At 71.6% G+C, this 13,918-nt stretch carries 11 protein-coding genes; all 11 read left to right on the top strand.

Going from position 1 to position 13,918, the window contains the following annotated elements; translation table 11 throughout:
- The first annotated feature begins 11 nt into the window (after positions 1-11).
- The 11 genes from AB0910_RS01650 to AB0910_RS01600 all read left to right on the top strand — a co-directional run bounded on the left by AB0910_RS01650 (position 12) and on the right by AB0910_RS01600 (position 13,888).
- The gene (locus AB0910_RS01650; RefSeq protein WP_366742457.1) at positions 12-932 is read left to right on the top strand and encodes an ABC transporter permease; all 921 of its coding nucleotides are present in this window, start codon (positions 12-14) and stop codon (positions 930-932) included.
- Entirely contained in the window at positions 925-1,725 is an 801-nt protein-coding gene (locus AB0910_RS01645; RefSeq protein ID WP_366742456.1) for an ABC transporter ATP-binding protein, read from the top strand. The genes AB0910_RS01650 and AB0910_RS01645 overlap by 8 nt, the downstream gene beginning before the upstream one ends.
- A 394-nt stretch (positions 1,726-2,119) precedes the next feature.
- Positions 2,120-3,037 (top strand): squalene synthase HpnC, encoded by a 918-nt coding sequence (gene hpnC / locus AB0910_RS01640; protein ID WP_366742455.1) that lies wholly within the window; start codon positions 2,120-2,122, stop codon positions 3,035-3,037.
- Positions 3,034-3,981 (top strand): presqualene diphosphate synthase HpnD, encoded by a 948-nt coding sequence (gene hpnD / locus AB0910_RS01635; RefSeq protein ID WP_366742454.1) that lies wholly within the window; start codon positions 3,034-3,036, stop codon positions 3,979-3,981. Before hpnC ends, hpnD begins: the two co-directional genes overlap by 4 nt.
- A 100-nt stretch (positions 3,982-4,081) precedes the next feature.
- Entirely contained in the window at positions 4,082-5,467 is a 1,386-nt protein-coding gene (gene hpnE, locus AB0910_RS01630; protein WP_366742453.1) for a hydroxysqualene dehydroxylase HpnE, read from the top strand.
- A 53-nt stretch (positions 5,468-5,520) separates the two neighbouring features.
- On the top strand, positions 5,521-6,579 hold the full coding sequence (locus AB0910_RS01625) for a polyprenyl synthetase family protein (RefSeq protein WP_366742733.1): 1,059 nt from the start codon (positions 5,521-5,523) through the stop codon (positions 6,577-6,579).
- A 130-nt stretch (positions 6,580-6,709) separates the two neighbouring features.
- Positions 6,710-8,701, top strand: coding sequence for a squalene--hopene cyclase (shc, locus tag AB0910_RS01620; RefSeq protein ID WP_366742452.1), 1,992 nt, complete (start codon positions 6,710-6,712; stop codon positions 8,699-8,701).
- On the top strand, positions 8,701-9,357 hold the full coding sequence (locus AB0910_RS01615) for a 1-hydroxy-2-methyl-2-butenyl 4-diphosphate reductase (protein ID WP_366742451.1): 657 nt from the start codon (positions 8,701-8,703) through the stop codon (positions 9,355-9,357). The genes shc and AB0910_RS01615 overlap by 1 nt, the downstream gene beginning before the upstream one ends.
- A gap of 5 nt (positions 9,358-9,362) precedes the next feature.
- Entirely contained in the window at positions 9,363-10,382 is a 1,020-nt protein-coding gene (hpnH, locus tag AB0910_RS01610; protein WP_366742450.1) for an adenosyl-hopene transferase HpnH, read from the top strand.
- A 141-nt stretch (positions 10,383-10,523) separates the two neighbouring features.
- Entirely contained in the window at positions 10,524-12,416 is a 1,893-nt protein-coding gene (dxs, locus tag AB0910_RS01605; protein WP_366742449.1) for a 1-deoxy-D-xylulose-5-phosphate synthase, read from the top strand.
- Positions 12,413-13,888 (top strand): aspartate aminotransferase family protein, encoded by a 1,476-nt coding sequence (locus AB0910_RS01600; RefSeq protein WP_366742448.1) that lies wholly within the window; start codon positions 12,413-12,415, stop codon positions 13,886-13,888. The genes dxs and AB0910_RS01600 overlap by 4 nt, the downstream gene beginning before the upstream one ends.
- The last annotated feature ends 30 nt before the right edge of the window (positions 13,889-13,918 follow it).

The following is a 13,918-nucleotide window of genomic DNA, read 5'->3' as shown; positions in this document are numbered from 1 at the left end:
TTCTGTGACCCTTGACGAAGACAGCACGCGGCGGCGGCACGGGTCCGCCGCCCGACCGCACACCGGACTCCCCGGCACAGCTGGCGGCGCGCCACGGCCTCTCGGTGAGCGGCGCGAGGCCGCCGCTGCCGGAGTACGTGCGGCAGCTGTGGGGGCGGCGCCACTTCATCGTCGCGTTCAGCAGCGCCAAGCTGACCGCCCAGTACAGCCAGGCGAAGCTGGGGCAGATCTGGCAGCTGGCCACGCCGCTGCTCAACGCCTGCGTCTACTACCTCATCTTCGGGCTGATCCTCGGGACGCGGCGCGGCATCCCGCACGACGTCTTCGTGCCGTTCCTGGTCACGGGCGTGTTCATCTTCCAGTTCACCCAGAGCTCGGTCACCGCGGGAGTCCGGGCCATCTCGGGCAACCTGGGCCTGGTGCGCGCGCTGCACTTCCCGCGCGCGGCGCTGCCCGTGTCCATCGCGCTCCAGCAACTCCAGCAACTGCTGTTCTCGATGGTCATCCTGGTCGTGGCCGCCGTCGCCTTCGGCAGCTACCCGTCGCCGCGCTGGCTGCTCGCAGTGCCCGCGCTCGCGCTCCAGTTCGCCTTCAACGTCGGCCTGACGATGGTGATGGCGAGGCTCGGCAGCAAGACCCCCGACTTCGCCCAGCTGATGCCGTTCGTGATGCGCACCTGGATGTACGCGTCGGGCGTCATGTTCTCCATCCCTGTCATGCTGGAGGGCAGGCCCCAGTGGATCAAAGCGGCGTTGCAGCACAATCCGCTCGCCGTCTACATGGACCTGGTGCGCTACGCACTGATCCGCGGCTACGGTGCACACAACCTGCCCGCGCACGTATGGCTGTGGGGGCTCGGGTGGGCGGTGCTCCTGGGCGCCGCCGGTTTCATCTACTTCTGGAAGGCTGAGGAGCAGTACGGCCGTGGCTGACATCTCTCTCGACAAGCCGGGCGCGGACGAGCGCGTCCCTACGGTGATCGCCGACGACGTGCACATCGTGTACCGGGTCAACGGCGGCGGCCGCGGCAGGGGCAGCGCCACGGCGGCGCTCAGCCGGATCCTCCGCAAGGACAAGGGCGAGTCGCGCGGCGTGCGCAAGGTGCACGCGGTGCGCGGCGTGACGTTCACCGCGTACCGGGGCGAGGCGATCGGCCTGATCGGCTCGAACGGCTCGGGCAAGTCGACGCTGCTGCGGGCCATCGCGGGCCTGCTGCCGCCGGAGCGCGGCAAGGTCTACACGGACGGGCAGCCCTCGCTGCTCGGTGTCAACGCGGCCCTGATGAACGATCTGACCGGCGAGCGCAACGTCATCCTGGGCGGCCTGGCCATGGGCATGTCGCGGGAGGAGGTCAGGAAGCGGTACCAGGAGATCGTCGACTTTTCCGGCATCAATGAGAAGGGCGACTTCATCACGCTTCCGATGCGTACGTACTCCTCCGGTATGGCCGCCAGGTTGCGCTTCTCCATCGCCGCCGCCAAGAACCACGACGTGCTCATGATCGACGAGGCGCTCGCCACCGGTGACCGCAAGTTCCAGGTCCGCTCCGAGGAACGCATCAGGGAACTGCGCAAGGAAGCCGGCACGGTGTTCCTCGTCAGCCACAGCAACAAGTCCATCAGGGACACCTGCGACCGGGTGCTGTGGCTGGAGAAGGGCGAGCTGCTGATGGACGGGCCCACCGAAGAGGTGCTGCGCGCCTACGAGAAGGAGACCGGCAAGTAGCACGCGCGGCCGGTGGCGTTCTCGGCCCCCGCGGGAGCGGTCCCGCGGGGGTCTTCGCACGTCGCCGGGGCCGGAAAGCGTCAAGGGTGGGTCAAGTCGCCGCGGCGGGGGAAGCGTTGCCGCGGATCGCAGCGTTCTTGTAATGCGCGCAACACCCCGGACGAGACCCTTCCCGTTGTACAACGTAAGCTGAGCTGGTTCTGAATTCACGGCAAGTGGGGTGATTCCCCCCTGAGTACCCCACCTGCCGGGGTGGTGATTGCTCGGGAGGGCGGGCGGCGTGTCCGAAATGGGATGTATTCGGTCGGCAGTGTAGAACGGGAGATATGACGGAAATGACGGAAAATCTCCGGGTCTGCGCGGATTACTCCGTCCCCGTATTGGGAACTCCGCAGTGACGGGACAGGACGGCAACGCGGACGCACCGGCCCGCGACACACTGGACAAGGCGACGGACGAGAATTTCCCCGTAGCCCCGTTCTTCCTGCCCCGCGCCTGGCGCGACGACCTCATGGCCGTGTACGGCTTCTCCCGCCTCGTCGACGACATCGGCGACGGCGACCTCGCCCCGGGCGGGGCCGACGCCCGCGAGCTCGGTGTGGACCCGGAGCGCGCCGACGACCGCGTCGCCCTGCTCGACGCCTTCGAGGCCGACCTGCGGCGCGTCTTCGAGCCCGAGGGCCCCGAGCCCGGCCACCATCTGCTGCGCGCCCTCGCCCCCACCGTCCACCGCCGCACGCTGCCGCCCGAGCCCTTCCTCGGGCTGATCGGCGCCAACCGGCAGGACCAACTGGTGCGCAGGTACGAGACCTACGACGACCTGCTCGCCTACTGCGAGCTCTCGGCCAACCCGGTGGGCCGCCTGGTCCTCGGCATCACCGGCACTCTGACCCCCGAGCGCGTCCGCCGCTCCGACGCCGTCTGCACCGCGCTCCAGATCGTCGAGCACCTCCAGGACGTGGCGGAGGACCTCGCACGGGACCGGATCTACCTGCCGGCCGAGGACATGAAGCGCTTCCGCGTCAGTGAGGCCGACCTCGCCGCACCCACGGCGAACGCCTCTGTGCGCACGCTCATCGCGTTCGAGGCGGAGCGCGCGGGGGACCTGCTCGCGCAGGGCACAGCTCTTGTCGGTAGCGTCCACGGCAGACTCCGGCTCCTCCTCGCCGGTTTCGTGGCAGGTGGGCGCGCCGCCCTCGCGTCGATCGCGGCCGCCGGGCACGATGTGCTCCCCGGACCGCCCAAGCCCACCAGGCCACGGTTGCTGCGCGAGGTGGGAGCTGTCTTGCGAAGTGCGCACAGAGAGGGGTGAGCCGGAACGTGGAGAAACAGACACCCGTGTCCGCGCCGGTACAGGCGGCCTACCGCTACTGCGAGGCCGTGACCGGGGCGCAGGCCAGGAACTTCGCCTACGGCATCAGACTGCTGCCCGCCGCGAAACGCCAGGCCATGTCGGCCCTGTACGCGCTCTCGCGCCGGGTCGACGACATCGGCGACGGGACGCTGGACACCGAGACGAAGGAAGCCCGCCTCAAGGAGACCCGCGTCCTCCTCGACCGGGTGCGCAAAGGGGCCGTGGAGGAGGACGACACCGACCCCGTCGCGGTCGCGCTCTGCGACACGGCACGGCGCTTCCCCGTCCCGATCGACGCCCTCGACGAACTCATCGACGGCGTCCTGATGGACGTGCGGGGCGAGACGTACGAGACCTGGGACGACCTGCGCGTCTACTGCCGTTGTGTGGCAGGCGCCATCGGGCGGCTCTCGCTCGGTGTGTTCGGCGGCGGCCCCGCCGCCACCTCGGAGCGCGCCTTCGGATACGCCGACACGCTGGGCCTCGCCCTCCAGCTCACGAACATCCTGCGGGACGTGCGCGAGGACGCGGGCAACGGACGCACCTACCTGCCCGCGGACGACCTCGCCAAGTTCGGCTGCTCCGCGGGCTTCCACAGTGCCGTCCCGCCCGCCGGCTCCGACTTCGCCGGGCTCGTCCACTTCGAGGTGCGCAGAGCGCGCCGCCTCTTCGCCGAGGGCTACCAGCTCCTCCCGCTGCTCGACCGCCGCAGCGGCGCGTGCGTCGCGGCGATGGCCGGCATCTACCGGCGCCTGCTCGACCGCATCGAGCGCGACCCGGAGGCGGTGCTGCGGGGGCGGGTGTCACTCCCGGGGCGCGAGAAGGCGTATGTTGCCGTGCGCGGGCTGTCGGGTCTCGACGCCCGCCACATCTCACGACGGACCTCCAGGGGGCGCGGCTGATGCGGCACACCGCCGATGGCTCGCACCCGCCTGCCCGGCGCCCGGCAACCCCGACGCACCCCGCCGCGTCCCAGAACGTGACCGTACGAGGGGAGCGCACATGACGGGGGCCGGCGATCCGGGACCCGCCAGGGCCGTGGTGGTGGGCGGGGGGCTCGCGGGAGTCACCGCGGCCCTCCGCCTCGCCGACGCGGGCCTTGCCGTCACCCTGGTCGAGGGCCGCCCGCGCCTTGGCGGCCTCGCCTTCTCCTTCACCCGCGGCGACCTGACCGTCGACAACGGCCAGCACGTGTACCTGCGTTGCTGCACCGCCTACCGGTGGTTCCTCGACCGCGTCGAGGGGACGGCGCTCGCCCCCCTCCAGGACCGGCTCGACGTCCCCGTCCTCGACGTCGCAGGCGACAGGCCCCGCCTCGGCAGGATCCGCCGCAACGCCCTGCCCGTGCCGCTGCACCTGGCCGCGGGCCTCGCGCGCTACCCCCACCTCTCGCTCGCCGAGCGCGCGTCGGTGGGGCGCGCCGCACTCGCGCTGAAGAAGCTCGACCCCGAGGACCCCGCACTCGACGAGGTCGACTTCGCCACCTGGCTGCACCGCCACGGCCAGTCCCCGCGCACCGTCGAGGCGCTCTGGGACCTCGTCGGCGTGGCCACGCTCAACGCCACCGCGCAGCAGAGCTCGCTCGCCCTCGCCGCCAAGGTGTTCAGGACGGGACTGCTGACCGAGCCCGGCGCCGCCGACATCGGCTGGGCGCACGTCCCCCTCGGCGAACTCCACGACACCCTCGCGGCCAAGGCCCTCGCGGCGGCCGGCGTCCGCACCGAACTGCGCACCAAGGTCTCGGACATCAGCCGCCGCCCCGAAGGCGGCTGGCGGGTCGCACTCGAAGGGGAGAGCGTCGACGCCGACACCGTCGTGCTCGCCGTGGCGCAGCGCGAGGCCCACGCACTGCTGCCCGACGGGGCGCTCGCCGACCCGGGGCGGCTGCTCGCCATCGGCACCGCGCCGATCCTCAACGTCCATGTGGTGTACGACCGTACGGTCCTGCGGCGCCCGTTCTTCGCCGCGCTCGGCTCCCCGGTGCAGTGGGTCTTCGACCGCACCGGGGCGTCGGGCCTCACACACGGCCAGTACCTGGCGCTGTCCCAGTCCGCCGCGCAGGACGACATCGAACTCCCCGTGGCGCGCCTGCGGGAGCGCTACCTTCCCGAACTCGAACGCCTGCTGCCCGCCACCCGCGGCGCCGGGGTACGGGACTTCTTCGTCACCCGGGAGCGCACCGCGACCTTCGCGCCCGCACCGGGTGTGGGGCGGCTGCGCCCCGCGGCACGCACCGAGGCGCAGGGCCTGTTCCTGGCCGGTTCGTGGACCGCGACCGGATGGCCCGCGACGATGGAGGGCGCCGTCCGCAGCGGACTGAACGCCGCGGGCGCCGCCCTGACCGAGCTAGGCCGCCCCCACGGACACCCCCTGGGGGAGGCGGCGTGAGCGCGGGAACCGCACCTACGAGTACTGGAACAAGAGGAGAGACCGTGCCGACTGTGCCCCCGGCCAACCTGGCTGTCGACACTGCGGACGTCAACGCGCTGCTCGACCGCGGGCGGAGCCTTGCCACGCCGGTGCTGCGCGCGGCCGTCGACCGGCTGGCGCCGCCGATGGACACCGTCTCGGCGTACCACTTCGGGTGGATCGACGCCGCAGGCAACCCCGCGGCAGGCGACGGCGGCAAGGCCGTGCGCCCCGCGCTCGCCCTGCTGTCGGCGGAGGCGGCGGGCGCCGCGCCCGAGGAGGGCGTGCCGGGGGCCGTCGCGGTCGAGCTCGTGCACAACTTCTCGCTGCTGCACGACGACCTGATGGACGGTGACGAGCAGCGCAGGCACCGCGACACGGTGTGGAAGGTGCACGGCCCCGCCCAGGCGATCCTGGTCGGCGACGCGCTGTTCGCACTCGCCAACGAGATCCTGCTGGAGCTCGGCAGCGCCGAGGCCGGCCGGGCGACCCGCCGGCTGACCAGCGCCACCCGCAAGCTGATCGACGGTCAGGCGCAGGACATCTCCTTCGAGCACCGCGAACGGGTCACCGTCGAGGAGTGCCTGACGATGGAGGGCAACAAGACGGGCGCGCTGCTCGCCTGCGCCTCCTCCATCGGCGCCGTGCTCGGCGGCGCCGACGACCGCACCGCCGACCTGCTGGAGTCCTACGGCCACCATCTCGGCCTGGCCTTCCAGGCGGTGGACGATCTGCTGGGCATCTGGGGCGATCCCGACTCCACGGGCAAGCAGACCTGGAGCGACCTCAGGCAGCGCAAGAAGTCCCTGCCGGTGGTGGCCGCGCTCGCCGCGGACAACGCCGCGTCGCGCCGGCTCGGCGAACTCCTCGCCGCCGACGCGAAAAGCAATGATTTCGAGACCTTCTCCGAGGAAGAATTCGCCGTCCGCGCAGCGCTGATCGAAGAGGCCGGCGGGCGCGAGTGGACCTCCCAGGAGGCTCGCCGGCAGCACTCCGTCGCGGTGGCAGCCCTGACCGGAGTGGACATGCCGGAAGAAGTCCGGGCGCGCTTCGTCGCGCTCGCCGACTTCGTCGTCGTACGAGAGAGATGATCACTATTCCCATATCTGCCCTTTCTGGGGGTTGACCTGAGCAGTCGCCGTCCGGCCCCGCCCCGCAGGCACGGAGACGGACGGCCCAGACCCCAGCACAGCAGAAGCACCACTGCACGGAGGGGAAGTTATGACAGCGACGACCGACGGGAGCGCAGGAGCCCTGGGCTCCGAGGCGGCTTCGGCGGGCGTGCCGGCCACCACCGCCGAGGCCGGAGAGGTACGGGAGGCCGCAGAGCGGGCCACCCGCAGGGCCATCGACCACCTGCTCGGCCGTCAGGACGCGGCCGGCTGGTGGAAGGGCGACCTGGAAACCAATGTGACGATGGACGCCGAGGACCTGCTGCTGCGTCAGTTCCTCGGCATCCGCGACGCACACACCACCGAGGCCGCCGCCCTCTTCATCCGGGGCGAGCAGCGGGCCGACGGCACCTGGGCCACCTTCCACGGCGGCCCGGGCGAGCTGTCCGCCACCGTCGAGGCGTATGTCGCGCTGCGCCTCGCGGGCGACAGCCCCGAGGACGAGCACATGGCGCGCGCCGCCGCCTGGGTGCGCGAGCGGGGCGGGATCGCCGCGAGCCGCGTCTTCACGCGCATCTGGCTCGCGCTGTTCGGCTGGTGGAAGTGGGAAGACCTGCCGGAGATGCCGCCCGAGGTCATCTTCTTTCCGAAGTGGCTCCCGCTCAACGTCTACGACTTCGGCTGCTGGGCCCGGCAGACCATCGTGCCGCTCACCGTGGTCGGCGCGGTCAGGCCGGTGCGCCCCGCGCCCTTCCCCCTGGACGAGCTGCACACCGACCCGTCCGACCCCAACCCCGCCAAGCCCCTTGCGCAGGTGGCCAGTTGGGACGGGGCCTTCCAGCGGCTCGACAAGGCGCTGCACGCGTACCGCAAGGTCGCGCCGCGCAAGCTGCGCCGCGCCGCGATGCGTGCGGCCTCCCGGTGGATCATCGAGCGGCAGGAGAACGACGGCTGCTGGGGCGGCATCCAGCCGCCCGCCGTGTACTCCCTGATGGCGCTCCACCTGCTCGGCTACGACCTGGAGCACCCCGTGATGCGCGAGGGGCTCGCCTCCCTCGACCGCTTCGCGGTCTGGCGCGAGGACGGCGCCCGGATGATCGAGGCCTGCCAGTCCCCGGTGTGGGACACCTGCCTCGCCACCATCGCGCTCGCCGACGCCGGCGTCGAGGCCGACCACCCGGCCCTGGTCAAGGCGGCCGACTGGATGATGAACGAGGAGATCACCCGACCGGGTGACTGGTCCGTGCGCAGGCCCTCGCTGGCCCCCGGCGGCTGGGCGTTCGAATTCCACAACGACAACTACCCCGACATCGACGACACCGCCGAGGTCATCCTCGCGCTGCGCCGGGTCGACCACCCCGACGCGGGCAAGCTGGAGGACGCCGTCACGCGCGGTGCCCGCTGGACGCTCGGGATGCAGTCGAAGAACGGCGCGTGGGCCGCGTTCGACGCCGACAACACCAGCCCGTTCCCCAACCGGCTCCCGTTCTGCGACTTCGGCGAGGTCATCGACCCCCCGTCCGCCGACGTCACGGCGCACGTCGTGGAGATGCTGGCGTACGAGGGCAAGACACACCACCCCGCCACCCGGCGCGGTGTCGAGTGGCTGCTCGCCGAACAGGAGACGTTCGGCGCCTGGTTCGGCCGCTGGGGAACCAACTACGTCTACGGCACGGGCTCCGTGGTGCCCGCGCTCGCGGCCGCGGGCCTGCCCGGCACCCACCCCGCGCTCAGGCGCGCGGTCGCCTGGCTGGAGTCCGTGCAGAACGAGGACGGCGGCTGGGGCGAGGACCAGCGCTCCTACACCGACGAGAAGTGGATCGGGCAGGGCGCCTCCACCGCGTCCCAGACGGCGTGGGCGCTGCTCGCGCTGCTGGCGGCGGGGGAGAAGGAGAGCAAGGCCGTCGAGCGCGGCGTCGCCTTCCTCGCCGAGACGCAGCAGGAGGACGGCTCGTGGGACGAGCCGTACTTCACCGGCACGGGCTTCCCGTGGGACTTCTCCATCAACTACCACCTGTACCGGCAGGTGTTCCCGCTCACCGCTCTCGGCCGCTACGTGCACGGCGAGCCCCTCGCCGACCGAGTCCTGCGAGCGGGCTGATGGCGGGCACCGCGGGGAGCGACCCCCCGAAACCGGACACGCCGCTGCTGATCGCCTGCGCGCTCGGCATCGAGCGGTTCGCGCTGCGCGGCAGGAGGGGCGAACCCGCGGGGCCGGTCACCGTGCTGCGCACGGGGATGGGCCCGGCCAACGCCGAGCGCGCCGTACGGGGCGCGCTCGGCGAGGACCGGCTCCGCGGCTCCGCGGTCGTCGCGTCCGGCTTCTGCGCCGGTCTGACCCCGGGCATGAGCCCGGGGGACCTCGTCGTCGCCGAGGAGACAAGGGACGCCCGCGGGGCCACGCCCTGCGCGGGTACGGAACTCCTCTTCGAGGCGCTGTCCCGGGCGCTGCCGGGACACCGGGTCCACACCGGTCCGCTCACCGGTTCCGACCATGTGGTACGCGGCCAGGAACGGGCCGAACTACGCACCACGGGAGCCGTCGGGGTGGACATGGAGTCCGCCGCGACGCTCCGCACCGCTCTGGAGGCCGGGCCCCGCCCGGTTGCGGCCGTACGTGTGGTCGTGGACGCTCCGGAGCACGAGCTCGTCCGGATCGGCACGGTGCGCGGGGGAATATCAGCCTTCCGTGTTCTCCGTGCCGTCCTTCCGGTTTTTTATGAATGGCACCGTTCTTTGCTGCTCCCCAGGAGGTGAGCCAGATGGCTATGCCGCTCCGACAGACCATCAGGGTCGGGACGTACCTTGCCGAACAGAAGCTCCGCAGGCGGGACAAGTTCCCGCTGATCGTGGAGCTCGAGCCCCTGTTCGCGTGCAATCTGAAGTGTGAGGGCTGCGGCAAGATCCAGCACCCCGCGGGCGTGCTCAAGCAGCGGATGCCGGTGGCCCAGGCCGTCGGCGCCGTGCTGGAGTCCGGCGCCCCGATGGTCTCCATCGCGGGCGGCGAGCCGCTGATGCACCCTCAGATCGACGAGATCGTGCGGCAGTTGGTGGCCAAGAGGAAGTACGTCTTTCTGTGCACCAACGCGATGCTGCTGCGCAAGAAGCTCGACAAGTTCACGCCGTCGCCGTACTTCTCCTTCACCGTGCACATCGACGGCATGCGGGAGCGGCACGACGAGTCGGTCGCCAAGGAAGGTGTGTTCGACGAGGCGGTGGCCGCCATCAAGGAGGCCAAGCGCCGCGGCTTCCGGGTCACCACCAACTCCACCTTCTTCAACACCGACACCCCGGCGACCATCATCGAGGTGCTCAACTACCTCAACGACGACCTCAAGGTCGACGAGATGATGATCTCGCCCGCCTACGCCTACGAGAAGGCGCCAGACCAGGACCACTTCCTGGGCGTCACGCAGACGCGCGAGCTGTTCAAGAAGGCGTTCGGCGGCGGCAACAGGAGCAAGTGGCGGCTCAACCACTCGCCCCTGTTCCTCGACTTCCTCGAGGGCAAGGCCGACTTCCCCTGCACGGCGTGGGCGATCCCCAACTACTCGCTGTTCGGCTGGCAGCGGCCGTGTTACCTGATGGCCGACGGGTACGTGCCCACGTACCGCCAGCTCATCGAGGAGACGGACTGGAACAAGTACGGCCGGGGCAAGGACGCCCGGTGCGACAACTGCATGGCGCACTGCGGCTACGAACCCACCGCGGTCCTCGCCACGATGGGCTCGCTCAAGGAGACCATCAGGGCCGCCCGCGAGACGGTGGCGGGCACCCGCTGACACCGCACCGCACGGGGTCCCGCCCACCGCGGGGCCCCGGCGGGGCACGGGGCCGGCCCGCGGCCCCGCGAAGCGGCCGGGCGCGGGTGCCGCAGGGGCGGCCCGCCCGCCGCAGTGGTACGAACCGAGAGGGGGCCGAGCGTGTCGATCCTTGAGAGCATTCGGGGGCCGCGCGATCTCAAGGCGCTGAGCGAGGGCGAACTCGACGAACTCGCCGAGGACATCAGGGAGTTCCTCATCCGGGCGGTGGCCAGGACCGGTGGTCACCTCGGGCCCAACCTCGGCGTGGTGGAGCTCACCGTCGCCCTGCACCGGGTCTTCGACTCGCCCGTGGACCGGGTGCTGTGGGACACCGGGCACCAGGCGTACGTCCACAAACTGCTCACCGGCCGGCAGGACTTCTCCAAGCTGCGCGGCAAGGGCGGGCTCTCCGGCTACCCCTCGCGCGCCGAGTCCGAGCACGACGTGATCGAGAACTCGCACGCCTCCACGGTCCTCGGCTGGGCCGACGGACTCGCCAAGGCGCGCGACGTGCGGGGCGGGGACTCCCATGTCGTCGCCGTCATCGGGGACGGTGCCCTCACCGGCGGCATGGCCTGGGAGGCGCTGAACAACATCGCCGCCGCAGGGGACCGGCGGCTGGTCATCGTCGTCAACGACAACGAGCGCAGCTACGCGCCCACCATCGGCGGCCTCGCCGCGCACCTGTCGACCCTGCGCCTCACCGACGGCTACGAGCGCGCGCTCGCCTGGGGCAAGGAGGTCCTGCAGAACACACCGGTCGTCGGCCGCCCGCTCTACGGCTCGCTGCACGGCGCCAAGAAGGGTTTCAAGGACGCCTTCCAGCCGCAGGGGATGTTCGAGGACCTCGGCATCAAGTACCTCGGCCCCATCGACGGGCACGACGTGGCCGCCGTTGAGGCGGCGCTGCACACCGCGCGGCGCTTCTCCGGGCCCGTCCTCGTGCACTGCCTGACCGAGAAGGGCCGCGGCTACCCGCCCGCCCTGCAGGACGAGGCCGACCACTTCCACACCGTCGGCGCGATGGACCCGCTCACCTGCGAGCCGCTGGCGCCGCCCAGCGCACCCTCGTGGACCTCGGTCTTCGCCGAGGAGCTCGCGGCCATCGGAGCAGAGCGCCCCGACGTGGTGGCGCTGACGGCGGCCATGCTCGAACCGGTCGGCCTCCGGCCGTTCGCCGAACGCTTCCCCGACCGCGTCTGGGACGTGGGCATCGCCGAGCAGCACGCGGCCACCTCGGCTGCGGGGCTCGCCACCGGCGGGCTGCACCCCGTCGTCGCCGTCTACGCGACCTTCCTCAACCGGGCCTTCGACCAGGTGCTGATGGACGTGGCGCTGCACCGCTGCGGGGTCACCTTCGTCCTGGACCGCGCCGGGGTCACCGGCAGCGACGGACCCTCGCACAACGGCATGTGGGACATGTCGGTGCTCCAGGTCGTGCCGGGGCTGAGGATCGCCGCGCCGCGCGACGCCGAGCAGCTCCGCGCCCAGCTGCGGGAGGCCGTGGCCGTCGACGACGCGCCGACGGTGGTCCGCTTCCCGAAGGAGTCGGTGGGGGAGCCCGTGCCCGCGGTGGGCCGCGTCGGCGGGATGGACGTCCTGCACCGGCCCGCCGAGGGCGCGGGCCCGCCCGACGTGCTGCTCGTCTCCGCCGGCGCCCTCGCCCCCGCCTGCCTGCGCGCCGCCGAGCTGCTCCAGGCGCGCGGCGTCGCGTGCACCGTCGTGGACCCGCGGTGGGTCAAGCCGCTCGACGAGCAGCTCGTGCCGCTCGCCGAGCGCCACCGGCTGGTCGCCGTCGTGGAGGACAACAGCCGTACGGGAGGCGTCGGCTGGGCGGTCGGACAGCTGCTGCGGGACGCCGGGTGCGACGTGCCGCTGCGGGCCTTCGGCATCCCCGAGCGGTTCCTCCCGCACGCCAAGCGGGGTGAACTGCTCGCCGACATCGGCCTCACCCCGGTCGAGATCGCAGGACGTATCAGTGCCGCCCTGGCACGCAAGGAGAATGCGGAATGACCCAGTCCACCGAAGCCGCGGGGCCCGCGGAGCCGAACGGGTCCCCGGTGCCCGCCCCTGCCCCCGCCCCTGCCGCGGAGCCGGTGCCCGCGAGGGGCTTCGACCTGGCACGGCTCCTCGCCGAGCGCGGCGCCGAGCGCTACGAGCTGCACGGCAGGTACGTCAACCCGCAGCTGCCGCGCATGCTGCACACCATCGGCTTCGACAAGTTCTACGAGCGGGCCGAGGGCGCCTACTTCTGGGACGCGGACGGCAACGACTACCTGGACATGCTCGCCGGCTTCGGCGTCATGGGCATCGGCCGCCACCACCCCGTGGTGCGCAAGGCCCTGCACGACGTGCTGGACGCCTCGCTCGCCGACCTCACCCGCTTCGACTGCCAGCCGCTGCCCGGCCTGCTCGCAGAGCGGCTGCTCGCCCACAGCCCCCACCTGGACCGGGTCTTCTTCGGCAACAGCGGCACCGAGGCGGTCGAGACCGCGCTGAAGTTCGCCCGGTACGCCACCGGGCGCAAGCGGATCCTCTACGCCTCGCACGCCTTCCACGGGCTGACCACGGGCTCCCTCTCGGTCAACGGCGAGGACAGCTTCCGCGACGGCTTCGCGCCGCTGCTGCCGGACACGGCCGTGCCGCTCGGCGACCTCGAAGCGCTGGAGCGCGAGCTCAAGAAGGGCGACGTCGCGGGCTTCGTGGTCGAGCCGATCCAGGGCAAGGGCGTGCACCAGCCGCCCGCCGGGTTCCTGCGCGCCGCGCAGGACCTGCTGCACAAGCACAAGGCGCTCCTCATCGCCGACGAGGTGCAGACCGGCATGGGCAGGACCGGCGCGTTCTACGCGTACCAGCACGAGGAGGGCGTCGAGCCCGACCTGGTCTGCGTGGCGAAAGCGCTGTCCGGCGGCTACGTGCCGGTGAGCGCGACCCTCGGCAAGGACTGGATCTTCAAGAAGGTCTACTCCTCGATGGACCGGGTGCTGGTGCACTCGGCGAGCTTCGGAGCCAACGCGCAGGCGATGGCGGCCGGCCTCGCCGTCCTCTCCGTGATGGAGGACGAGAAGGTCGTGGAGAACGCGCGCCGCACCGGAGAGCTGCTGAAGCGGCGGCTCACCGACCTGATTCCGCAGTACGAGCTGCTGCACGACGTGCGGGGCAGGGGCCTGATGATCGGCATCGAGTTCGGCCGGCCGAGCTCGCTCAAGCTGCGCAGCCGCTGGACCATGCTCCAGGCCGCGCGCAAGGGCCTGTTCGCCCAGATGGTCGTCGTGCCGCTGCTCCAGAAGCACCGGATCCTCACGCAGGTCTCCGGAGACTTCCTCGAAGTGATCAAGCTGATCCCGCCGCTCACCATCGGCGAGCGCGAGGTGGACCGGTTCGTGGACGCCTTCACCGCCGTGATGGACGACGCGCACGGGGGCGGCGGGCTGATGTGGGACTTCGGAAAGACCCTGGTCAAGCAGGCCGTGGCCAACCGCTGAGCGGCGGGACGCGGATTTTTTGCCTCCGAG

Origin of the sequence: Streptomyces sp. NPDC047002 (assembly GCF_040704505.1) — a bacterium.
GTDB lineage: Bacteria > Actinomycetota > Actinomycetes > Streptomycetales > Streptomycetaceae > Streptomyces.
This window is presented reverse-complemented; position numbering and strand designations above follow the sequence as displayed.

What these genes read in the sequence shown, in the direction of transcription:
- hpnE (WP_366742453.1), top strand. Translation starts at nt 4,082, where the DNA reads ATGACGGGGGCCGGCGATCCGGGACCCGCCAGGGCCGTGGTGGTGGGC.
- shc (WP_366742452.1), top strand. Translation starts at nt 6,710, where the DNA reads ATGACAGCGACGACCGACGGGAGCGCAGGAGCCCTGGGCTCCGAGGCG.
- AB0910_RS01615 (WP_366742451.1), top strand. Translation starts at nt 8,701, where the DNA reads ATGGCGGGCACCGCGGGGAGCGACCCCCCGAAACCGGACACGCCGCTG.
- hpnH (WP_366742450.1), top strand. Translation starts at nt 9,363, where the DNA reads ATGGCTATGCCGCTCCGACAGACCATCAGGGTCGGGACGTACCTTGCC.
- AB0910_RS01600 (WP_366742448.1), top strand. Translation starts at nt 12,413, where the DNA reads ATGACCCAGTCCACCGAAGCCGCGGGGCCCGCGGAGCCGAACGGGTCC.